Origin of the sequence: Agrobacterium leguminum (assembly GCF_005144435.2) — a bacterium.
Taxonomy (GTDB): domain Bacteria; phylum Pseudomonadota; class Alphaproteobacteria; order Rhizobiales; family Rhizobiaceae; genus Agrobacterium; species Agrobacterium leguminum.
In genome coordinates, this window is the sequence record NZ_CP120212.1 from 112,229 (window position 1) to 134,906 (window position 22,678).

At 60.6% G+C, this 22,678-nt stretch carries 21 protein-coding genes; 5 read left to right on the forward strand and 16 right to left on the reverse strand.

From position 1 onward, the window contains the following. Positions 1–198: 198 nt before the first annotated feature. From CFBP4996_RS15065 to CFBP4996_RS15100, 8 genes are all read right to left on the reverse strand, one after another. Complete coding sequence (locus CFBP4996_RS15065) at positions 199–1,194, reverse strand: DctP family TRAP transporter solute-binding subunit (RefSeq protein ID WP_020812272.1); 996 nt, start codon at positions 1,192–1,194, stop codon at positions 199–201. Positions 1,195–1,216: 22 nt separating this feature from the next. Then, the gene (locus tag CFBP4996_RS15070; protein ID WP_080854917.1) at positions 1,217–2,119 is read right to left on the reverse strand and encodes an NAD(P)-dependent oxidoreductase; all 903 of its coding nucleotides are present in this window, start codon (positions 2,117–2,119) and stop codon (positions 1,217–1,219) included. Positions 2,120–2,131: 12 nt separating this feature from the next. Next, complete coding sequence (locus CFBP4996_RS15075; RefSeq protein WP_080854701.1) at positions 2,132–2,434, reverse strand: putative quinol monooxygenase; 303 nt, start codon at positions 2,432–2,434, stop codon at positions 2,132–2,134. 17 nt (positions 2,435–2,451) lie between these two features. Continuing rightward, positions 2,452–3,810 carry an NAD(P)H-dependent oxidoreductase gene (locus CFBP4996_RS15080; protein ID WP_162936113.1) on the reverse strand — a complete coding sequence of 453 codons (1,359 nt, stop codon included), beginning with the start codon at positions 3,808–3,810 and terminating at the stop codon, positions 2,452–2,454. Between the two features lie 262 nt (positions 3,811–4,072). Further along, positions 4,073–5,089: a LacI family DNA-binding transcriptional regulator gene (locus CFBP4996_RS15085; protein WP_080854699.1), complete on the reverse strand. Its 1,017-nt coding sequence runs from the start codon at positions 5,087–5,089 to the stop codon at positions 4,073–4,075. Positions 5,090–5,205: 116 nt separating this feature from the next. Beyond that, positions 5,206–6,216, reverse strand: a complete 1,011-nt coding sequence (locus CFBP4996_RS15090; protein WP_080854916.1) for a D-altritol 5-dehydrogenase — start codon at positions 6,214–6,216, stop codon at positions 5,206–5,208. A gap of 20 nt (positions 6,217–6,236) precedes the next feature. Further along, positions 6,237–7,007: a galactitol 2-dehydrogenase gene (locus CFBP4996_RS15095; protein ID WP_080854698.1), complete on the reverse strand. Its 771-nt coding sequence runs from the start codon at positions 7,005–7,007 to the stop codon at positions 6,237–6,239. Positions 7,008–7,269: 262 nt separating this feature from the next. Beyond that, positions 7,270–8,583 (reverse strand): ABC transporter substrate-binding protein, encoded by a 1,314-nt coding sequence (locus CFBP4996_RS15100; RefSeq protein WP_162936112.1) that lies wholly within the window; start codon positions 8,581–8,583, stop codon positions 7,270–7,272. Between the two features lie 312 nt (positions 8,584–8,895). On the opposite strand from CFBP4996_RS15100, the gene CFBP4996_RS15105 reads away from it, so the two are divergent. The 5 genes from CFBP4996_RS15105 to CFBP4996_RS15125 all read left to right on the forward strand — a co-directional run bounded on the left by CFBP4996_RS15105 (position 8,896) and on the right by CFBP4996_RS15125 (position 14,197). Further along, positions 8,896–9,903 carry a tagatose kinase gene (locus CFBP4996_RS15105; protein ID WP_162936111.1) on the forward strand — a complete coding sequence of 336 codons (1,008 nt, stop codon included), beginning with the start codon at positions 8,896–8,898 and terminating at the stop codon, positions 9,901–9,903. Next, positions 9,900–11,177: a D-tagatose-bisphosphate aldolase, class II, non-catalytic subunit gene (locus tag CFBP4996_RS15110; protein ID WP_080854696.1), complete on the forward strand. Its 1,278-nt coding sequence runs from the start codon at positions 9,900–9,902 to the stop codon at positions 11,175–11,177. Before CFBP4996_RS15105 ends, CFBP4996_RS15110 begins: the two co-directional genes overlap by 4 nt. 66 nt (positions 11,178–11,243) lie before the next feature. Continuing rightward, positions 11,244–12,116 (forward strand): carbohydrate ABC transporter permease, encoded by an 873-nt coding sequence (locus CFBP4996_RS15115; protein WP_080854695.1) that lies wholly within the window; start codon positions 11,244–11,246, stop codon positions 12,114–12,116. 245 nt (positions 12,117–12,361) lie between these two features. Next, positions 12,362–13,186, forward strand: coding sequence for a carbohydrate ABC transporter permease (locus tag CFBP4996_RS15120; protein ID WP_080854694.1), 825 nt, complete (start codon positions 12,362–12,364; stop codon positions 13,184–13,186). A 12-nt stretch (positions 13,187–13,198) separates the two neighbouring features. Beyond that, positions 13,199–14,197 carry an ABC transporter ATP-binding protein gene (locus tag CFBP4996_RS15125; protein ID WP_080854693.1) on the forward strand — a complete coding sequence of 333 codons (999 nt, stop codon included), beginning with the start codon at positions 13,199–13,201 and terminating at the stop codon, positions 14,195–14,197. A gap of 434 nt (positions 14,198–14,631) precedes the next feature. Here CFBP4996_RS15125 and CFBP4996_RS15130 read toward each other — a convergent pair whose 3' ends face one another. The 8 genes from CFBP4996_RS15130 to aztC form a co-directional block, all read right to left on the reverse strand. Next, complete coding sequence (locus tag CFBP4996_RS15130) at positions 14,632–15,708, reverse strand: ABC transporter ATP-binding protein (protein WP_080854692.1); 1,077 nt, start codon at positions 15,706–15,708, stop codon at positions 14,632–14,634. A 4-nt stretch (positions 15,709–15,712) separates the two neighbouring features. Next, positions 15,713–16,543 (reverse strand): carbohydrate ABC transporter permease, encoded by an 831-nt coding sequence (locus tag CFBP4996_RS15135; protein WP_035228147.1) that lies wholly within the window; start codon positions 16,541–16,543, stop codon positions 15,713–15,715. A gap of 3 nt (positions 16,544–16,546) precedes the next feature. Further along, the gene (locus CFBP4996_RS15140; RefSeq protein ID WP_003499971.1) at positions 16,547–17,491 is read right to left on the reverse strand and encodes a carbohydrate ABC transporter permease; all 945 of its coding nucleotides are present in this window, start codon (positions 17,489–17,491) and stop codon (positions 16,547–16,549) included. Positions 17,492–17,642: 151 nt separating this feature from the next. Beyond that, entirely contained in the window at positions 17,643–18,902 is a 1,260-nt protein-coding gene (locus CFBP4996_RS15145) for an ABC transporter substrate-binding protein (protein ID WP_080854691.1), read from the reverse strand. A gap of 38 nt (positions 18,903–18,940) precedes the next feature. Further along, on the reverse strand, positions 18,941–20,113 hold the full coding sequence (locus tag CFBP4996_RS15150; protein WP_080854690.1) for a PLP-dependent transferase: 1,173 nt from the start codon (positions 20,111–20,113) through the stop codon (positions 18,941–18,943). Then, a complete protein-coding gene (locus CFBP4996_RS15155; protein ID WP_162936134.1) occupies positions 20,110–20,802 on the reverse strand; it encodes a FadR/GntR family transcriptional regulator in 693 nt (230 codons plus the stop codon). Before CFBP4996_RS15155 ends, CFBP4996_RS15150 begins: the two co-directional genes overlap by 4 nt. A 228-nt stretch (positions 20,803–21,030) precedes the next feature. Further along, a complete protein-coding gene (locus CFBP4996_RS15160) occupies positions 21,031–21,504 on the reverse strand; it encodes a ribonuclease H family protein (RefSeq protein ID WP_080854688.1) in 474 nt (157 codons plus the stop codon). 125 nt (positions 21,505–21,629) lie between these two features. Beyond that, positions 21,630–22,655, reverse strand: coding sequence for a zinc ABC transporter substrate-binding protein AztC (gene aztC, locus CFBP4996_RS15165; protein WP_080854687.1), 1,026 nt, complete (start codon positions 22,653–22,655; stop codon positions 21,630–21,632). Positions 22,656–22,678 lie beyond the last annotated feature (23 nt).

A 22,678-nucleotide genomic window follows, 5' to 3' on the forward strand; every position in this document is an offset into this window, starting at 1 on the left:
GGTAAAACGAATGCCGCACTGCCATAGAGTTTTTTCGCTTTTCTTCGAACCGCGAAAACACTCTAACTCTTTGTTCTGACGCATTTCCGGACGGAAAACCGGGTTCCACTTTTCCTGGAAATGCTCTAGCGGCAAGACAACCCTTGCTGACGTGGGGGAAGGCCGGACCGAGATCCGGCCATCCACCGGCGCAAAACGTCAGTTCGTCTTGAGGAAAGCCTGCGTCTTGTCGAAGAACGCCTGATCTTTCACCAGCGCGGAGAACTTTGCCGAAAGCCCGGCCGCCACCGCCACGAAAGCCTTGCGCTCGTCGTCGGTCAGCGTGTTCACCTCCATGCCGTTCTTCTTCAGCGTCTCGAGCGACTTGTCGATATCGGCAGCGTCGTTCTGAGCCTTCCAGGCTTCGGTCTCGGTGGCTGCTTCCTTCAGCGCGGTCTTGAAGTTCTCATCGAGACCTTCAAAGCGGGCCGGGTTCATGCCCAGCACCCAGGCGTCGGCGATGTGATTGCTGATCGTCAGGTACTTCTGCACTTCGTAAAGCTTGGCACTGACCGGCACGTTGACCGGATTTTCCTGTCCGTCGACGACCTTGAGCTGGAGGGCGTTATAGACCTCGGCAAAGGCCATCGGTGTCGGGGCCGCACCCATGGCGCCGAAGAATTCGACCCAGAGCGGATTGTTCGGCACGCGCAGCTTCATGCCCTTGAGATCGGCCGGCGATTTGATCGGCGCCTTGGAATTGGTGATCTGGCGCAGCGGCCGCGACCAGAGATCGAGCCCGAGAATGCCGATCTTGCTGAGATCGGTGGAAAGTTCCTTGCCGAGATCGCTGTCGAGATAGACCCTGAGCTGGTCGATATCGCGGAACTGGTAGGGAATGGCGATGGCCGTGAACTTGGGATTGAAGGTGGCGTAAAGCGAGGTCGAGTTCAACAGCATGTCCAGCGAACCGCCCGCCAGCTGCTTGACGCCCGCCGAAGGGTCGCCGCCATAAAGCGTGCCGTTCGGAAACACCTTGATCTTGAGCTTGCCGTCGGTCTTTTTCGAAACGATTTCGGCAAATTTGTTGGCGGCGAGTGTGATTTCGGACGTATCCGCGTCGGGCGTCGAAAGTGTCAGCGTTTCCGCCTGTGCGATGGACGCCACGAGCATGGTGGCGGCCAGAGCCAGCCCGTAAAGTTTTGAAATTTTCATGTGTTCCTCCCTTTGTTGTATCTCAAACAGTTTCGAGCGTTCCTCCGAACGCATTCATGCGCTTAATTTCAAGGATCACACCGCTGTGATCAAGCTCGCCCGCGCCATGCTCGACCATGGAGCGGAACAGCCGGTCAACCTCCTCGCCGACCGGTAGTCTGAGGCCCCGGCTTCTGGCGAAGGCCAGCGCCGTGGACGTATCCTTCACCTGATATTTCGCCGGTCCGCCGGGACGGAAATCGCCTTCCACCATGCGTTTTCCGTGCTGACGGAAGACCGTGGAATCGGCGAAGCCACCAAGTAAAGCGTGGCGCACCTGCGCCGGGTCCGCTCCCCCCTCTTCCACAAGGGTCAGAGCTTCGGCGACGGCGCAGATCGTCGAGGCGACGATCAGCTGGTTGGCGAGCTTGGCCAGAGAACCGCAGCCCACCGGGCCGACATGGGTGACGCGCCCCAGACAACCGAGGAGCGGCCGCAGCGCATCCACATCCTGCTGTTCGCCGCCGGCCATGATGGCGAGCGTTCCTTCGATCGCTCCCTTTTCACCACCGGATACGGGCGCATCGACATATCTGACCCCGCATGCCCTCGCCGCCTCCGCCTGTTCCATTGCGGTCTCGACGGGAATGGAACTCATGACCAGCAGAACCGCGCCGGACCTCATGGCTGAAACGACGCCCGATGGGCCGAGCAGAAGCTCGTTGCAGACCGGCCCGGAACTCAGCATGCAGAGCACGGCATCCGCTTCGGACACGGCCTCGGCAGCCGTTGCCGCCGCCAGCACGCCCTTCTCCGCCAGAACCGCAGCTTTTTCAGCGCTGCGGTTCCAGACCTTGACGGAAAACCCGGCCTCCGCCAGACGCCCCGCCATCGGAGCGCCCATGATACCCGTTCCGATAACGGCGATCCGGCGAATGTCAGCCATCGTTTCCATCTTTCAGAGCCATTGCCGGTTCAGGAAACGCACCGGCAGTTCTTCTTCGATGAGGGCGGGAAATGCTTCCCGAAACCGGTCGAGATGTGGTGTCTTCAGATGATCGTCGAAAGCCTGTCTGTCGTCGTAGACCTCGTAGAACACCACATTGTTTCCGGTTTCCGGCCGCACCACATCGAATTGCCGGCAGCCCGGTTCATCCTGAACCGAGTGCCTGGCGTCATCGCGCGCCGCATCGAGAAAGGCGTCCATCGCCTCGGGTTTCACCCGGAATTCTGCGATCACCACGAAAGCTCCCTTCGACATTTCCTCTCTCCCGTCCATTACGCCGCGGCGTCCTTTTGCGGGCGGAACTGGTTTTCCATGTCCTGGCGCAGCTTCACCACATCGAGATCATTGACCAGCTCCACATCGTCGAAGCTGACGATCTGGTCTTTCTTGATGGCGCGCTTCAGCTTGACATTATGGGCAAGGCCGATCGGCAGTGCCTTGATGTCTAGGCTACGGGTGGCGGGAATGGCGTTTGCCCAGACCGCGTAACCGCCCTCGCCGTCGAGCATCTCGCCGGGCTGCATATCCTTCTTCGCCGTAGCGACGGCATCGCCGCGGAACTCCCTGGAGCAACCGGTCGCTTCGTTGCGCAGCACGGCGGAAAGCACGCTGATCGAGGTTTCCAGCCCGATGATGTGGAATGGACGCCACATGGAGGCGTACCAGCCGGAGGGATCGGTCAGCAGGCCATATTGCTTGAAGCAGGCCCGGGCATATTCATTATGCGCCTTGAAGGTGACGAAAACGCCGTAGCGGATGTTGTTGAACACCTCGCGCCCATCCGGCTCCTGGCTCGCGGCGATGTCCACGAGACCGGAGCGCGCCATGCGGCCGCCATCGGCAGCGGGGCGGAAGACGCGGGCGAGATCGTGCAGGCCGGCCGGCGGGAAGGCCAGACCGTCATCCGGGCAATCCAGCCCCGTACCGTTGGCGACGGCCGCCATCTCGATGGCCGCCTTGGTGCCGTCGGTGAAGGAATTGTACATTTTCGGATTGAAGTCGCCCTTGGCCACTTCCTCTTCCGTCCAGCCGAAATAACCCCAGACCGTGTCCGGCGTCGAATAACGATAACGCGGCTCGAAATTCATGCCCTTGCCGGCGGAGACGACCTCGAAACCGGTGGCGCGCGCCCAGTCCACCAGCTCGCAGATCAGCGCCGGCTGGTCGCCGTAAGCCATCGAATAGATGAGGCCCTTGGCGCGGGCCTTTTCAGCAAGGATCGGCCCGACCATGACATCGGCTTCGACATTGACCATGACGACATGTTTGTTGTGCTCGATGGCGCCGAGCGCGTGGCGCGCGCCGGCCAGCGGATGGCCGGTGGCCTCGATGACACATTCGATTTCGCCGCAGGCGAAAAGCTCGTTCACATCATCGGTCACATAGGTCTTGCCGCTTTTCAGCGCATCGGCGCAGCTCGTCGCGTCATAACGCTCCTTCGGCCAGCCGACGCGGTCAAACGATTCCCTCGCCTTGCCGACATTGAGGTCTGCGACGGCGACCATGTGGAAACCGGCGATGCGCTGCGCCTGCGCCAGCACCATGGAGCCGAACTTGCCGGCGCCGATGAGACCGACCCTGACAGGTTTGCCACCGGCTGCACGCACTGACAGAAGAGAATAGAGATTCATGTTTTGACATCCTTCGCTGGGGAAATTGCTGGCGAGAGTGTCCAGTCTGCCCGGCGAAGGCCATGCGATACCGAGGCTACGAAGGTGTGACCTTCGCGGCGCTGGCCACATGACGTTTCTGCGTTCCTCCCGGATCCCGGCACGCCTTTGCGCCGGCTCTCGCGGTCGCCTCCCAAAGCAACCTTGGGAACAGAGTAGGAGCGTTCAAATATTAGTTCTATTTAGAAAATCAGATTTTTTGTTTAGTTTATCTAACAAGTCATCAGGCCGATTTACGCAGCATCAGATCGGCGCTGAGCAGGATGCGTTCCCGCATCCGGGTGGCGGCATCATCCGCCTCCTCGTTCAGCTTCTGCAACAGAAGCTCGATCGACAGCCTGCCGATCTCGTTATAATTCTGCGCCACCGTGGTAATCGGCGGGCAGGCATAACGCGACAACGGATGATCGTCATGACCGGCAACCCTGAGATCGTAATCCGCACCATGGCCGACCCTGATGCCCTTCTGGAAGGCGGCGGCGATGACGCCGAAGGCGATGCGGTCGTTGGCGCATAGAATCGTGCGCGATGGCAGAGACCCCGCCCCTTCCAGCAACCTGCCCGCTTCATCGAAGGCGAAACGCTCGAAATCCCAGGTGACAATGTCTGGAACGTTGATCACCTGCGGCTCGAAACCAAGGCGCCGCATGGCCTCCTCATAGGCAGTGCGACGCGTGGCGGCATTGGTATTGACCTGCGGCATGTCGAAGAAACAGGGCGGCTCGCCCGAGCGGCAGAGATAATCCACCATCAGCCCGACACTCTGGCGGTTGTCGGTGCCGACAAAGGCCGAGGTCTCGTCGAGCGGCGAATCGACATAAACGATCGGAATGCTGGCGGCGAGTTGCTCCAGCGTGGCGCGGTGGGATTTGACGCCGAGCGGCGCGATGATAGCGCCGGCCACATTCATCGACTTGAAGGTGCGGATGGCGCGGTCTTCGATTTCCGCCTTGCCGTCGGATGACAGCACGAAGGCAAGGAAGCCCGCCTCGTTGGCGATGAGCTCGATGCGGCTAGTCAGCGCCATATAGAAGGGATCGGTGGAATTCGGGATGATGATGCCGATGATATTGGAGCGGCGGCGGTTGAGATTGACGGCGAAAATATTGGGCCGGAAACCCGATTTCTTCAGCGCATCCTCGATGGTGTCCCGCGTCTTCTTGCGGACCGAGGCCGGATCATTGAAGTATTTCGAAACAGTCGGGCGCGAAAGGCCGACGAATTCCGAAAACTCTTCCATCGTCCTGATAGATTTGGCCAAAGTGCTTGCCCCCATGAGATATTACATGTGGTACTTTATATCGACCGGCCTTCGCACGAAAAGCCGGTCGACTGCGGTTATCAACCACCAAACGATCATTCGGCTGCAAATTGCACTTTCATGGTGGCCGGATCGGATGGTTTCTTCGTAAAGAACGGCAGCATCTCCGAAAGCGGCAGCCGGTGCGAGACGAGCCGCGCCATGACATCGCCATCCGTTTCCAGAATGGCAAGCGCCTGCGGTATGTTACGGTTCAACGAATGCGAGCCGACAAGCTTCAGCTGACGCCTGAAGATTTCGAAGGGCGCGACCGAAATGCGGGCATCCGGCGCGCAGACGCCGAAGAACAGCGCCGTGCCGCCATCGGCAACCAGCGGGATCATCGCTTCCGCAACGGGTGCGATTCCGGTCGCATCCGCCACGACATCGAAAGACTTCTGTTGCCGCAGGAGAGCTTCCGAGCCGGAAACTGCCACCTTAAGCCCGAGACCTTCGGCAAAAGCCAGCCTGCTTTCGTTGATATCGGCAATCGTCACCGTCTCGATGCCGCGCGCTTTCAGCGATAGAGCAAGCAGCAGGCCGATGGGACCGGCGCCAAAAATCAGCGCATTTTCAGCCACCGTTCCGTTCTCGCCAATGCCCGCGCTCTGCATGCCGTTGACGACGCAGGCAAGCGGTTCAGCCAGCGCCGCGACATGATAGGGCATGGAGCCGATGCCATGCAGGTGATCGGCGCGCACCAAGCTGAATTCCGCGAAACCGCCATTATGGGAAACGCCATAGGCCTTCAGCGTGCTGCAAAGATTGGTCAACCCCTTCCTGCAACTCGGGCAGGTGCCGCAGGGCAGATTGGGATCGACCACCACCCGGTCGCCGGCCTTTATGCCCGTCACATCGGCGGCCACGGCCGCGACTTCACCGGCATATTCATGCCCCGGAATGACCGGAAAGGCACCGTCGCCGTAACGCGCGTGGAGCACATCGATATCGGTGTGGCAAAGCCCCGAAGCCTTGACCCGCACAAGCGCGTGGCCCGGCGGCAGATCGGCAACGGGAACCTCCGCCAGAACGGCCTGTCCCTTCTCGACGAATTGAATGGCATGCATGGTCATTCATCTCCGGCTTTTCAGCTCATCCAGTTGCCGCCGTCGACATTATATGTCTGGGCGAGAATATAGTCGCTGTCGGAAGAGGCGAGGAAAACCGCCAGCCCCTTGATGTCGTCGGGCGTCGCAAAACGGCCGATCGGCACGGATTTCGCCACCGCCGCCTTCTTCTCACCCGGCTTCAGGCCTTCCCATTTGGCGAACTCCGCATCGACCACTTCCCAATGCTCGCCATCCACGACGCCGGGTGCAATGGCGTTGACATTGATGCCGTGCTTGACGAGCGCCAGCGCCGCCGACTGCGTGGCGGAAATGATCGCCGCCTTGGAAGCGCAATAAAGCGTGACGAGCGCTTCGCCGCGACGGCCGGCCTGGCTCGCCATATTGATGATCTTGCCACCGCGCGCCCGCTCGATCATCACATTCGAGACCGCCTTCATCATGAACAACGGTCCCTTGAGATTGATGTCGAAGACCCGCTCATAACTCTTTTCGGTAATGCCGTTGATCGGCGCCATATCGAAGATCGCGGCATTGTTGACGAGAATGTCGATGCCGCCGAATTGCTCATCCACCGCCTTCACCACGGCATCAATCTCGGAAAGATCGGTCACATCCAGCTTCACAGCCTTGGCTGCAGGGCCGATGGCGGCGGCGGAAGCCGTCGCCCGGGCGATATCGATATCGGCGATAATCACCTTCGCACCTTCATCGGCAAAAGCCTGCGCGAAACCAAGGCCGATGCCGCGGGCGGCGCCGGTGATCAGCGCGACCTTGTTCTTCAATCTCATGTCGATCTCCGTGATGCATGGTGGGTAAGTTAGCCATGCTCGTTTGTTGTTAGATGCTTTTCCTCACTCGCCTCATTCCTGTGCCTGTCACAGGAATCCAGCCGACGCGCGTCTGCGCGGCGAGAGAGTCCTTCCAGCCCAAAGACTTGGGCTGACTGGATTCCTGTGACAGGCACAGGAATGAGGGAAGAACTGGCCCTCAATCCCCACCCATGCCGCCCGCCCCCGAAAGGCAAACGGGCGGCACGCCGGGAGGACGCGGCTACTTGATGTAGCCCGCGCGGGTCATGTCACGCTCGACCTGTTTCTGTGCGCCTTCGAGCGCCGCATCGACGGTCTGCTGGCCGGAAAGGGCGGCCGCGATCTGCTGGCCGACAATCGTGCCGATGGACTGGAATTCCGGTATGGCGACGAACTGCACGCCGGTATAGGGCACCGGATCCTTGGTCGGCTTGGACGGATCGGCCGACATGATCGCCTTCAGCACCGTATCCGCAAAGGGCGCCGCCTTCTTGTATTCCGGCAGTTCATAGGTGGATTTGCGCGTGCCCGGCGGCACGGCGACCCAGCCTTCGCTTTCGCCAACCGTCTTCACATAGTTCTTCGAGGTCGCCCATTTGACGAAGGACTTGGCAGTTTCGAGCTTCTTCGTGGTGTTCGGAATGGCGAGGTTCCACGACCACGACCAGCTCGACCCGTTCGGCGTCACTTCGACTGGAGCGCGCGTGAAAGCGGTCTTGTCGGCAACCTGGCTTTGCTTGGGGTCATAAACGCGGCCCGCCGCCGAAGTGGCGTCGATCCACATGGCGCAACGGCCGGATGAAAACAGCGTCTGGTTCTCGTTGAAGCCGTTGGCGGCCGCGCCGGGCGGGCCGTAGGAGGTCATCAGCGCCACATAATCCGAGATCGCCTTTTTCCACGGCTCGCTCGTCAGCTGCGGTTTCCAGTCCATGTCGAACCAGCGGCCGCCATAGGTGTTGATCATGGTGCCGAGGAAAGCCATGTTTTCGCCCCAGCCCGGCTTGCCGCGCAGGCAGATGCCATATTGCTGCTTCGACTTGTCAGTGAGCTTGGCGGCGAAATCCTTGATCTGATCGTAGGTCGGATTGTCCGGCATCTTCAGGCCGGCTGCATCGAACAGATCCTTGCGGTAAAGCGTGAACGAGCTTTCGGTGTAGAATGGCACGGCGTAAAGCTTGCCGTCGACAGTCAGGCCTTTCTTGATCGGATCAAGCAGATCGGCGTAATCGTAGTCGTCGCCGAGATCGTCGACCGGCGCCAGCCAGCCCTGCTTGCCCCAGATCGGCGCCTCGTAACCGCCAATGGTCATGATATCGAACTGCCCGCCATTGGTGGCGATATCGGTGGTGACGCGTTCGCGCAGAACATTCTCTTCCAGCACGATCCAGTTGATCTTGTTGCCCGTCTCCTTCTCCCAGGCGCTGGAAAGCTTCTGCATGATGATCATGTCGCCATTGTTGACGGTGGCAATGTTGATCTCTTCCGCCTGCGCCAGCCCGGCCAGAAGCCCGGCTCCAACCACAGACGACAACAGAATTCCAATGAATTTGTTCATGATACCCGCTCCTCCTTTACGGATGTCCACGCATAACAATACATGCGTAAATTTTTTATCTCGCGAAATCCGCTCTCTTGTCAACATCCGAAAATAAATCGGAGCATGGAGATATCGTCGCACGCGCCAATAAACCACTGTTTTAAAGCGAATAATATCATAAAAAATTATTTCTAGAGGTTCCTTGCTTGCTGCGATGCAACAAAATTTTCATCATCTCATATATTGACGCGCGTAAATTTTTGGATGATATCCGAAAATCAGAAGCCCTCGGGACGGCGGATTTGCATCCGCCAAAAGGACGGGAGCCGAATGCATATGGAGGAGACGATGAGGCAGACATCCGCACTGGCGCCGCACACGAAAGGCCCGACCATCACGGCGGGGGAAATCCTCGTGGAAATCATGGCGACGACGGTGGGCGACGGCTTTCTGGAGCCGCAGGCGCTGATCGGCCCCTTCCCGAGCGGCGCACCGGCCATCTTCATCGATCAGGTGGCGCGCTGCGGCGGAGCGGCCGGCATCATCGCCGCAGTCGGTGACGATGATTTCGGCCGTCTCAATGTCGAGAGGCTGCGCGGCGACGGCGTCGACGTATCGGCCATCGCCACCATTCCCGACCGGCCGACGGGCAGCGCCTTCGTGCGTTACCGGGAAAACGGCGCACGGGACTTCGTTTTCAACATCGCCCATTCGGCGGCCAGCGAAACGCATATGACCGATGAAGCGCAGGCTCTTATCGAAAAAGCCGGCCATGTGCATGTCATGGGATCGGCCTTTGCGATTGCCGGTATCGGCGAAATCATTCTTGAGGCCATCAGAAGCGTCAAGGCGCGCGGCGGCTCGGTCTCCTTCGATCCGAACATCCGCAAGGAACTGGCGCAGGGCGATGCCGGCCGCAGGCTGATCGACGATCTGCTTGAGATTACCGATCTTCTCCTGCCCTCCGGTGAGGAGCTTCAGGCGGCCTCCGGGCTTCATGACGAGGACGCGGCAATCGAAAAGCTGCTTGCCTCCGGTATCGGCGAGATCGTGCTGAAGCGCGGCGCGGATGGCGCAAGCCATTTCAGCCGCGCCCATGGGCGCATCGACGTCCCCGGCTTGCGGGTCCGCGAAATCGACCCGACCGGTGCCGGCGACTGTTTCGGTGCGACCTATCTCACCTGCCGCCGCCTGGGCATGCACCCCGGACAGGCGCTCGCCTATGCCAATGCCGCCGGCGCGCACAATGTCACCCGCCGCGGCCCGATGGAAGGCGCCGCCAGCCTTTCCGAACTCGACGCCTTTATGGCCGCGCAACTGTCGGAGGAAATCCTGTGACCGGTATACTCGAAAATCTCGCCGCCGCGCGCCGCTCCGGCAAGCCCGCCGGCATCACCTCCGTCTGCTCCGCCCATCCCGTTGTTCTGCGCGCCGCAATCCGCCGCGCCGCCGGCGGCAGGACACCGGTGCTGATCGAGGCAACCTGCAATCAGGTCAATCATCTCGGCGGATATACCGGCATGACGCCACGGGACTTCGTCAGCTTCGTCAACAGCATTGCCGAGGAAGAAGGGTTGCCCCGCGAACTGGTGATTTTTGGCGGAGACCATCTCGGCCCCAATCCCTGGCGTAAGGAAACGGCCGAGGAGGCGCTGACAAAAGCCGCCGCCATGGTCGAGGCCTATGTGACGGCGGGTTTTCGCAAAATCCATCTCGATGCCTCGATGGGCTGCGCCGGTGAACCGGCGGCGCTGGACGACGACACGATAGCCAACCGCGCCGCCAAACTTGCGGCCGTCGCCGAAAAGGCCGCCACGGCTGCCGGCCTGCCGAAACCGCTTTATATTCTCGGCACCGAGGTGCCGGTGCCGGGCGGGGCGGACCATGTGCTCGATACGGTCGCGCCGACGCAGCCGCAGGCGGCGCGCCAGACCATCGACCTTCACCGCGAAATATTCGCGCGACACGGCCTTTCCGATGCGTTCGAACGGGTCATCGCCTTTGTCGTGCAGCCCGGCGTGGAATTCGGCAGCGACAATGTCGTCGCTTACGATCCGCAAGCGGCCACCGCCTTGAGCGCCGTGCTCGACGCCGAACCGCAACTGGTCTTCGAGGCCCATTCCACCGATTACCAGACGCAGGCCGCCCTCACGACATTGGTATGCGATGGATATCCCATCCTGAAAGTGGGCCCTGGCCTGACCTTCGCCTATCGCGAGGCGCTTTACGCACTCGACATGATCGCCTCCGAGATGATCGGCGATTATGGCGACCGTCCTTTGGCGCGGACCATGGAGGAGCTGATGCTTTCTTCACCCGGCGACTGGCGCGGACATTATCATGGCGATGACATCACGCTGCGATTGCAGCGCCACTACAGCTACAGCGACCGCATCCGCTATTACTGGACGCGGCCGGAAGCGCTTGCGGCCGTTTCCGCCTTGCATAAGGCGCTGGATGGGAAGACAATTCCCGAACCCCTGCTGCGCCAGTATCTCGGCGAATTGCCGCTCGCGGCAGTTGCAGGAAAGGATATGGAGGAGGTTCTGGTCGCGGCAGTGGATCAGGTGCTGGCGACCTACCATGCGGCGACGGGCGAAGGCCGGCAGTAAGATAATCGTTAAATTCGGATGCCCCGGCGGGAGACGTTGCGGGTATCGGTTAGGGAGGGGAAACTCATGGCAACCCGAAACACAAGCGGATTAGCGCGGGTCATGCTTGCGCCATCGGTGCTGTTGTTGCTGGTGTGGATGATCGTGCCTCTGGCGATGACCCTGTGGTTTTCGTTCCAGAACTACAATCTCCTCAATCCGGCCAATGTCAGCTTCGCCGGTCTGTTCAATTACCAGTATTTCTATACCGACCCGGCCTTCTTCCAGTCGATCTGGAACACGCTACTGATCGTCGGCGGCGTGCTGCTGATCACCGTCATCGGCGGCATCGCCATTGCGCTTTTGCTCGACAATGACATTTTCGGCCAGGGCATCGTGCGCATCATGATCATCTCGCCCTTCTTCGTCATGCCGCCTGTCGCAGCTTTGGTGTGGAAGAACATGATCATGCATCCCGGTTACGGCGTGCTTGCCGATCTCTCCCGCTTCTTCGGTTTCCAGCCGGTCGACTGGTTCGCGCAGTTTCCGCTCTTGTCCATCATCATCATCGTCGCCTGGCAATGGCTGCCCTTTGCGACGCTGATCCTGCTTACCGCCCTGCAGTCGCTCGATGGCGAACAGAAGGAAGCGGCCGAGATGGATGGCGCCAACTTCGTCAACCGCTTCATCCATCTGACCCTGCCGCATCTGTCGCGCGCCATCACCGTCGTCATTCTGATCCAGACGATCTTCCTGCTCGGCGTTTACGCGGAAATCCTCGTCACCACCAATGGCGGCCCCGGTTATGCCTCCACCAACCTCGCCTTCCTCATCTATCGCACGGCGCTTCTCGGTTACGACGTCGGCGGCGCATCGGCCGGCGGCATCATCGCCGTCATCCTCGCCAACATCGTCGCCATCTTCCTGATGCGGGCGGTTGGCAAGAATCTGGATCGGTAGGAGGAGCGCGATATGACCATGGTTTTGTTCTCTGGACGGCCTTCCAACCTCCCTCATTCCTGTGCTCGTCACAGGAATCCAGCCGACGTGTGTCGGCGCGGCGGGAAGACTCTTTCTCAGCCCAAAGACTTGGGCTGGCTGGATCCCTGTGACAAGCACAGGGATGAGGGTGGAGCGGATGTCTCCGTCTCAGCACCGAAACGGCCCCGTGCGTTTGCCGCTATTACCTCAGGGGAGGTCTAATCATGGCCCGCAAGACAACCACACGTGCGAAGATCGGCTTTTCCATCGCGGCCTGGGCCGTGGCGCTCCTGCTGTTCTTCCCGATCCTTTATGCCTTCCTCACCTCGCTCAAGACCGAGCCGGAAGCGATCGCCGGCTTCAGCCTCATTCCCTCGGGCACGCTTGAGAATTACGTGACGGTCCAGACCCAGCGCGATTACTTCAAGCCGTTCATGAACTCGGTGGTGCTGTCGCTCGGCTCGACGATCATCGCGCTGATCATCGCCATTCCCGCCGCCTGGGCCATGGCGTTCTCGCCGACCAAGCGCACCAAGGACATTTTGATGTGGATGCTCTCCACCAAGATGATGCCGGCCGTCGCCGTGCTGGTGCCGATCTATCTGATCTTCCGCAATGCCGGCCTGCTCGATACCCGCATCGGGCTGACCATCATGCTCACCTTCATCAACCTGCCGATCGTCATCTGGATGCTCTACACCTACTTTCGGGAAATCCCCGGCGAGATTCTGGAAGCCGCCCGCATGGATGGCGCATCGCTGTGGAACGAGATCGTGCATGTGCTGACGCCGATGGCGGTGCCGGGCATTGCCTCGACGCTGCTCCTCAACGTCATCCTTGCCTGGAACGAAGCCTTCTGGACCATCCGGCTGACGACCACCAATGCGGCCCCGCTGACGGCCTTCATCGCCTCCTTCTCCTCGCCGCAGGGGCTGTTCTGGGCAAAACTCTCGGCCGCCTCGATGATGGCGATCGCCCCCATTCTCGTCATCGGCTGGTTCTCGCAGAAACAACTCGTGCGTGGCCTGACCTTTGGCGCCGTGAAATAAGGAACGACAAACATGGGCAGCATTTCCCTTCAGAACGTGTCCAAGCTCTTCGGTGAGGCGAAAGTCATCCCGTCGATCGATCTCGATATCAACGACGGCGAATTCGTCGTCTTCGTCGGTCCGTCGGGCTGCGGCAAGTCCACGCTGCTGCGCCTCATCGCCGGGCTGGAGGACGTCTCCGGCGGCAAGATCGTCATCGACGGCAAGGATGTCACCGAAAAGGCGCCGGCCGAGCGTGGCCTTGCCATGGTGTTCCAGTCCTATGCGCTTTATCCGCATATGAGTGTCAGGAACAACATCGCCTTCCCGCTGAAGATGGCCAAGCTCGACAAGGCGATCATCGATAAAAAGGTCGAGGACGCCGCCCGGGTGCTGAACCTCACCGATTATCTCGAGCGCCGGCCCTCGCAGCTGTCGGGCGGCCAGCGCCAGCGTGTCGCCATCGGCCGCGCCATCGTGCGCGAACCTTCCGCCTTCCTGTTCGACGAGCCGCTCTCCAACCTCGATGCGGCGCTGCGCGGCACCATGCGGCTGGAAATCTCCGAGCTACACAACACGCTGAAGACAACGATGATCTACGTCACCCACGACCAGGTCGAGGCCATGACCATGGCCGACAAGATCGTCGTCTTGAACCGCGGCAATATCGAGCAGGTCGGCTCGCCGATGGAGCTTTACCGCTCCCCCGCCAACCTCTTCGTCGCCGGCTTCATCGGCTCGCCGCGCATGAACCTGGTGACCGGCGATTACGCCCGCCAAAAGGGCGCCACCACCGCCGGTGTGCGGCCGGAGCATCTGGTGCTGTCGAAGGAAAGCGGACTGTGGCAGGGCAAGGTCACCGTCGCCGAACATCTCGGATCGGATACCTTTCTGCATCTCGAGGTCGACGGTATCGGGCCGATCACTGCCCGCACGGACGGCGAGTTCGAATGCAGGCATGGCGATACCGTGTTCATCACGCCGGATGAGACCAAGATCCACAGGTTCGATGAGAAGGGGGTGGCGATCTAGGTGCTGGCTTTCACAAGGTTTTTCGTTCACGCGGACCCGCAGGCGCGTGGGCTTACCCCCCTCTGCCCTGCCGGGCATCTCCCCCTCAAGGGGGGAGATCGATCTGCGGCAAAGTCTCGCACATCTCGAAGCTTGTGAGTGAAGCGATGAAAGAGCCTCTTGCCGATCTCCCCCCTTGAGGGGGAGATGCCCGGCAGGGCAGAGGGGGGTAAGCCCCACGCGCCTGCGGGTCCGCGTGAACGAAAAATCCTGTGAAAGCTCACATCCAGCCGGAGCCTCCATAATAGACGACCGAAAGGCAATCTGATGCCACGGTTGGCGCGTTTGCGAAGGTTTTCAACGTCTCCAGCTTTCCGCCGTTCCAGCTCAAGGCCGGAATGACGGAGGTGGATGTGCAACCGCACAGGAAATATTCCTGCGTACTATGCCAAACCTCACGCCTCCCCGATCCTGACGCCACTCCTGTCAAAGACATGCAGCCTTTCCTGCGGGAAACCGACCCGCAGGGATTTACCCGGCTGCAACAATGCCCTGTCTGATGAAAACAGCTTGAAGGGCAATCCATGCACAGTGAGGTGCAGGATGACGCCGAGGCCGGTCGGTTCGACGAGATCGACCGTCGCTTCCACACCGCCTTCAGCCGGCGCGACGATCACATGTTCCGGGCGGATACCGAGCGTGACCGGTTCGCCATCGGCCAGCTTCACTTCCCGGCCAAGCGCCAGACGCGTGCCGTCACCCAGCACGACGAAACTGCCGCCATTCTCCTGCACGAGCCGTCCTTCGAGGAAATTCATGCCGGGCGAACCGATGAAGCCGGCGACGAAAAGATTGGCCGGGCGATCATAGAGATCGAGCGGCGCGCCGATCTGCTGTACATGGCCGGCATTCATGGCGACGATACGTGAGGCAAGCGTCATCGCCTCGATCTGGTCATGGGTGACGTAAACCGAGGTTGCGCCAAGATCGGCATGCATGCGTTTGATCTCGGCGCGCATCTGCTCGCGCAGCCGGGCATCGAGGTTGGATAGCGGCTCATCGAACAGGAAGGCCTTTGGCTGGCGCACGATGGCGCGGCCCATGGCGACGCGCTGGCGCTGGCCGCCGGAGAGCGCCTTCGGGCGGCGGGCGAGATAGGGATCGAGGCCGAGCTTGGCGGAAGCACCGGCCACCGCCGCCGCGATGGTTTCTTTCGGGCTGCGGCGCAGGCGCAGGCTATAGCTCATATTGTCGGCGACGCTCATATGCGGATAGAGCGCATAGGACTGGAACACCATGGCGATATCGCGATCCTTCGGCCGGCGATCGTTGACGCGTTCGCCATCGATGGAGAGGTCGCCGGACGAGATTTCTTCCAGACCGGCGATCATGCGCAAAAGCGTCGATTTTCCGCAGCCGGATGGGCCGACGAGGACGATGAACTCGCCATCCCTGATATCAAGATCGACGCCATGCAGCACGGCGAGGTCGCCATAGGTCTTGCCGACATTCTTCAGCTCGATGGAAGCCATGGGATTATCCTTTCACCGCGCCGGCCGTCAGGCCCTGCACGAGATAACGTTGAATGAGCAGGAAGAAGAGGCAGGCCGGAATGAGCGCCAGAACGCCCGCCGCCATCATCTGCCCGAAGTCGACAGAGAATTTCGAAACGAAGGTCAGAAGGCCAACCGGGAAGGTGGCGCTCTGGTTGCCGGAAATCAGCATCAGCGCAAACAGAAGCTCGCTCCACGCGGCGGTGAAGACGAAACCAAGCGTCGCGGCAATGCCCGGCAGCGTCAGCGGCAGAATGATCTGGCGGAAGGCCGTAAACCGGCTTGCCCCGTCAATCATCGCCGCCTCTTCCAGATCCTTCGGAATGCCATCGAAGAAGGACTGCATCAGGAAGGTGGCGAAGGGCACGTTGAAGGCGGTGTAGACGATAACGAGGCCCGTCAGGCTGTTGGTGAGGCCGAGCGGCGAGAGCATCTTGAAGATCGGCGCGACAAGCATGACCAGCGGGAACATCTGGGTGATCAGCATTAGCGCCACGATCCAGTATTTGCCCTTGAAACGGAAGCGTGACAGCGCGTAACCCGACAGCGACGAGAGTATCGTAACGGCAATTGCCGTGGAGCCCGCGACGATGACGCTGTTCTTAAAAAACGTCGGGAAGGCACTGTTTTCTATGACGAAACGATAATGATCCCATGTCGCCCGCGATGGCCACATCCTCACACCTTCGCTATAGAGCAGATCATTCGGCGTGACGGACACCTTGAGCAGCCAGAACAGTGGGAACAGCGCAAAGGCGATATAGGCAAGGATCGCCAGACGATGGGCAAGGGTGAGAAATATCCTTGATGTCATCGGTCAGTCCTTCTCGATCAGGCGCTGGCGCAGCAGCACGATCAGCATGGAATAGGCAAGCAGCAGCACCAGAAGCACCAGCGCAATGGCCGAGGCATAACCGAAATCCAGGCGCCTGAAGGCCTGGGTGAAGATGTAGCTGGCGACGATCTGCGTGCGGTCGGCCGGCCCGCCATTGGTCATCACGATGATGAGATCGGCGAAATTAGCGATCCAGACGGTGCGCAGCAGGATGGTGATGGCGATGGTGGGCGCCAGAAACGGCAGGGTGATGGAGGTGAAGCGCTGCAGCGGGTTCGCCCCGTCAATTTCCGCCGCCTCGTAAAGATCGCGCGGGATGGCCTGAAGTGCCGCAAGCAAAGTGATGGCGAAGAAGGGAATGCCCCACCAGACATTGGCGATGATCGGCCCCCACATGGCGAGATGCGGATCGGCGAGGATATTGTTGGGCGCGGATAACAGCCCGAGCGAGACCATCCAGTGCGGCAGCGGCCCGATGACCGGGTTGAACAGCCATGCCCAGTTGAGACCGGCAAGGAAGGTCGGCACGGCCCATGGCAGGAACACCAGCGCCTGCGCCAGCCCCCTGCCCGCAAAGGGCTTGTCCAGCAGCAGCGCCAGAATGAGGCCGAAGAAGAATTGCAGGAAAACCGAAGCGCCGGTCCACCACAGCGTATTTTTCAGCGCCCGGTAAAAAGCCGCATCCTGCGACAGCGCCTCCAGATGTTTGAGACCAACAAAACCGCCGGAAAACGGATTGAGCAGCTGCACATCGCGAAAGGCATAGGAGAGGCCAAGCACCAGCGGCACCAGCATGACGGCGACGATGAGCACCAGCACGGGCGCGCTGTAAAGCCAGGGTTCGGCCCAATCGGCAAACCGCCGCATCGCGGGCTTGCCAGCCGGTTTGCGCGCAGCCACCGGCCCGGCGCCATGGGCATAGGACATTGTATCGCTCCCTGATCGGACGACGGAACGGACGGGTTTTCCAGCCTCTCGGCTTACCGATCCGAAAAATTTCTATGAAAAGGCCTGTCGCAGCGAAGGCCGGCAAGACCCGCCGCACGGGCATTTGCGCCCGCGCAGCCGGTCAATGTCGTTACTTCGAGGCCAGGAACTTCTGCTGCGCCTTGGTCATGTAATCAGCCCATTGCTTGGCAAGGTCTTCCGGCGTGATGTCGCCGAGCAGCGCTTCCTGCGATGTCTTGATCACAAGCGAATCCTTGAAGAAGGCGAATTCCTCAAGATAGGTCGGCATCGTCGTCGGCACGGCGTTCTTGTCGGCCAGTTCGTCGAACCAGCCCTTGAACTGCTCGCTGGCATAGAAGGGGTCCTTCTCCGCCGACTTGTGCACCGGCAGCGCGCCGGTCTTCTTGTTCCACTCGATATTGCCTTCCGGCCCTTCAAGCGTCTCGATCAGCTTCCAGGAAAGGTCCTTGTTTTCGGATTTCGACATCATCGACCAGCCGGCGAAACCGATCGTCGGGAAGGTCTTGCCGTCAGGTCCCTTCGGCATGGTCATGACGCCGAAATCTTCCGGCTTCATGCGCTGGGCAATGGCGATAAGCGCATCCGGGTCCTGATCGAGGAAGGCGCAGGTGCCGGAATAAAAGCCGGCGACGATCTCATTGAAGCCCCAGTTGACGCTGTCCTTCGGCGCCAAGCCGTTCTTGTAGAGATCGACCACATAGGTCAGTCCCTTCACCCAGCCGGGGCTGTCGAAGGTGGAGGTGCCGTCCTTGGTGAAGAACTCGTTCGAGCCGGCCATGGAGGCGCCGAACATGACCCAGCCGTTGAGGCCGCCCGGACCGCCGCGCAGGCAATAGCCATATTTACCGGGAAGGGCCGCGACCTTCTTCGAGGCGTCGGTGAATTCGTCGAGCGTCTTCGGTGGCTCCTTCACGCCCGCCTGTTCCAGCAGCTTCTTGTTGTAGAACATGGCGCGGAGATAGAAGCCGTAAGGCAGCATATAGGCCGTGTCCTTCACGTCGCGGCCGAGTTCCAGCGTGCGGTCGCTGAGACCCGCAGTGTGCTCCCATTTGGCGAGATAGGGCTCAAGGCTTTCGAGCATGCCGTTATTGGCATAGAGAGACAGCCATGTGTCGGGCATTTCCATCACATCGGGAATGTCACCCGCAGAAACCATGGTGGCGAATTTCTGGAAGGCTTCGCTCCACGGCAGGGAGATGATTTCCACCTTGGTGCCGGGATTGGCGGCCTCGAATTTCGAAACGATGCCCTTCAGCGTTTCGGTGCGTTCCGGGCTGGTGATGACTTCCACCAGCTTCAAGGTCGTGTCCGCCAGCGCCGTTCCGGTCATCAGGGCGGTGAAGATTGCTGCTGTTACCAGTTTTTTCATGTCGTTCTCCCCTTTTTTGTCGTCAGTTTAAAAACACGTCAGGCGGCGGTGGCCGCCTTGATCGCGGGTTCAAGATCGTTCCAGAGCGCTTCCGTGCCCTCCAGCCCGACATGCAGGCGCACCGAACGCGCGCTGATGCCGAAGGTGTGGGCGGAGTTTGGCTGCGCCTTCTGTTCGAGCACCACTTCCCCCGGAACGATCAGGCTTTCATGCCCGCCCCAGGAAACACCCAGTTTGAAAAGCTTGAGGCGGTCGGCAAAAGCGCGCACATCCACCCCTTCCTTAAAGATGAAGGAAAACAGGCCCGAGGTGCCGTTAAGGCCGGGCGGCAGGCGGTTCGCCAGCCCCGGGTGGCAGACCTTCTCCACCACATCCAGCGCCTGCAGGCGGGTTGCGATCTCAAGCGCCGAGGCCTGATGCGCCTTCATGCGCAGCGGCAGGGTGCGAAGCCCGCGAATGAGCAGCCAGGCATCGAAGGGCGACATCTTGCCACCGAGATAGGGATAGGTTTCCGCCCGGATGCGGTCGATCATCGCCTTCGAACCGGCCACCACACCGGAAACCACGTCGCTATGGCCGCCCAGATATTTCGAGGCGGAATGCACGACGAGATCGACGCCGAGCGCGATCGGCTGCTGGAAGACCGGGCTTGCCCAGGAATTGTCGATGACGGTGACGGCGCCGTGCCGCTTGGCAATGGCCGCCAGCGCGCCGACATCGTGGGCTTCCATCACCCAGCTCGTCGGGCTTTCCATGTAGAACAGCTTCGCACCCGGCATCGCCTTTTCAACCGCCGCCTCGTCGCGACCGTCGACATAGACCACCTCGATATTCATCCGCTGCATGAAGGTGCCGAACAGGCGGAAGGCATCGGGATAGACATGGCGCACCGCGACAATGCGATCGCCCGGCGAAACGAAGGAAAGCACGGTGGAGGAAATGGCCGACATGCCGCTCGCAAAACCAAGCGCATCTTCCGCCCCTTCGAGCTTCGCCAGCATCTCTTCGAACAGCCGCACCGTGGGGTTCAGCCCGCGCGTATAGACCGGCCGCACCTTTTCGCCGCGATAGGTGGAGACCATTTCGTCATAGCTGGAAAAGGTGAAAAGCGAGGTCTGCACGATGGGCGGCACCACGGCCTCAAAGGCGTGAGCCTCGTCATGCGCAACGATAAATGAGGCGGGATCGAAGAGATCGTTGCCATGGTTCATTTCGACATGTCCTTGATATCCTCCTCGACGACGGCGAGGATTTTCAGTGTTTCTTCACGCGCACCGGCCGCATCGCCGGCAGCGATGGCATTGAACAGCGTGCGGTGAAAGGGGAAGGAGCGGCCGGCGAAATCCGGGCGGTCGAAGGGTTTCGACCAGAAACGTTCGAAACCTTCGCGCATCTGCTCCAGAAGCTGCTTGAACAGCGTATTGTGGGTGGCGTCGTAAATCGAAAGATGGAAGGCAAGGTCGGCCTTGCCGGAGGTGCCTTCGGCCAGATGCACTCGCTCCATCTCATCGAGCCGCGCTTCCATAATGGCGATATCCTCGGGCGTGCGGCGGCGGGCGGCGGCCATGGAGGCCTCCACTTCGATGCCGCGTCGCACTTCCAGCGTCATCAGCAGCGCATCGCGCAGGCTTTCGGCGTCGATGGAAATCGGCATATGCACGGTGGCGGCGGAGATCGGCTTCAGCAGATAATTGCCGCTGCCCTTGCGGCTGTCGATAACGCCGAGCGCCTGAAACTTGCGGATGACTTCGCGGATGGTGGACCGGCCGACGCCGAGCGCCGCCATCAGTTCCCGCTCGGCCGGCAGCCGGTCTCCCGCCTTCAGCCCTGCCCGCTCCACATAGTCGGAAAGCGCGGCCTCGACCTGGCGCACGCGGTCGCTCGGCGGAATCGGCTGCATGAGTTCCCGGCTGGACCTGTCCAAGACGCACCCTCTAAATTGGTCTGACATCTTACCATTTCAAACGGAATGTCGATTGTCAACCGGCAAGCGGCCGTGCGTGCACACCATTCGGCTGGAGTCGCGAAAGAGTACCGGGGCAACCGCTCCATACGAAAAAGGTCGAGACGGGAGATGGCTGAAGTGAAGAGATTGAAGCGCCGAATCACGGCGACTGACGGCCGCCGGCTAAAGCACCGTCGCGCGGGGAACTCCACGCGCCAATGCATCGGCGTGCTCGTTGCCGACAGTGCCGGAATGCCCTTTGCACCATTCTACAACCACATGGGGATGCCGCTCCAGCAGGCTGTCGAGCTGCTGCCAGATGTCCCTGTCGGGGATCGGTCTTCGGCGGGTGCGCTGGTTGGGCGTGATCCGCTTCCAGCCGTTGTTGCGCCAGATCGCCCTATATCGGCGGCAGCCTTCGATGACATGAACGGCATCCGTCCAGAGTGTGACTGCCCGCGTTGGCGCCTCGACGGCGATCCAGGATAGTGCGTTGAGGACGGCGAGGATCTCGAACGTATTATTCGATGTGCCGACAGTCCTGCCTGAAGCGGAATGGACTTGGTGACCCGCTTCATGAACCACGAACGCCCATCCTCCGGATCTGGAAGCATCGTCGAAGGAGCCGTCGGTGAAGATGTGAAGCGCATCGGACATGAGGAGGCTTTGTAGCACCAATATGGAAATCGCTAAAGGAAGAGTTCCAGGGCCATTGCGTAAACACAAAAGCAGAGAGGGCGGCACAAGCCACCCTCCCCGAATTCACAGCGATATGGTCCAACTTACTGGCCGAGCACGGCCGCCGTGATCGTCTCGATATTGTGGTTGATCATGTCGATATAGGTTGCAGCCGGGCCGTCAGCGGTCGAAAGCGCGTCGGAATAGAGCGTGCCGCCAACCTTCAGGCCGGTTTCGCTGGCGATCTGGTCGATCAGCCGCTTGTCGGTGATGTTTTCGACGAAGATCGCCGAGGCCTTGTCGTGCTTCACCTGATCCACCAGCTTGGCGACATCGGCGGCCGAGGCTTCGGATTCCGTCGATACGCCTTCAGGTGCGAGGAAATTCAGGCCATAGGCATGCTCGAAATAACCGAAGGCGTCATGCGAAGTGATGATGACGCGCTTTTCCGGCGGGATGGCGGCGATCTCGGTCTTCACCTTCTCGTTCAGAGCGGCAAGCTTGGCGATATAGGCATCCGAATTGGCGGTGTAGGTCGCGCAACCGGCCTTGTCGACCTCGCAAAAGGCGCCGGCAATGTTCTTCACGTAGATTTCGGCGTTCTTGATCGACTGCCAGGCATGCGGGTCGAACTCGCCGTGATGGTGATGGCCCTCATGGCCATGGTCGTGATCGTGGGCCTCGGCGGTCTCATGGCTGTGGCCGGCTTCTTCTGCCTTGTGGTCGTGACCTTCCTCTTCCTCGGCTTCCGGATGGGCGTGACCGGCCGGCTCTTCGGAAAGCTTGAGCGGCTCCACACCCTTGGTCAGCTCCACCACCGGCGCCTTGGTGCCGCTGGTGTCGACCAGCCGCTTCAGGAAGCCTTCGAATTCCAGACCGTTGACCAGCACCACATCCGCCTTGCTGACGGCGACGGCATCGGCCGGACGGGGTTCATAGACATGGGCGTCGCCATCCGGCCCGACCAGCGTGGTGATTTCGACGCGGTCGCCGCCGACGTTTTTCGCGAAATCGGCGATGATCGAGAAACTGGCAACGACCTTGAGTTCGGCGGCGGATGCCTGCGCCATCAGAACCGGGGAGAGGGAAAGAAGGCTGGCGCAGGTGGCCAGACGGAAGGTTTTGAACATGAAGGTTCTCCTTTTTCGAACGC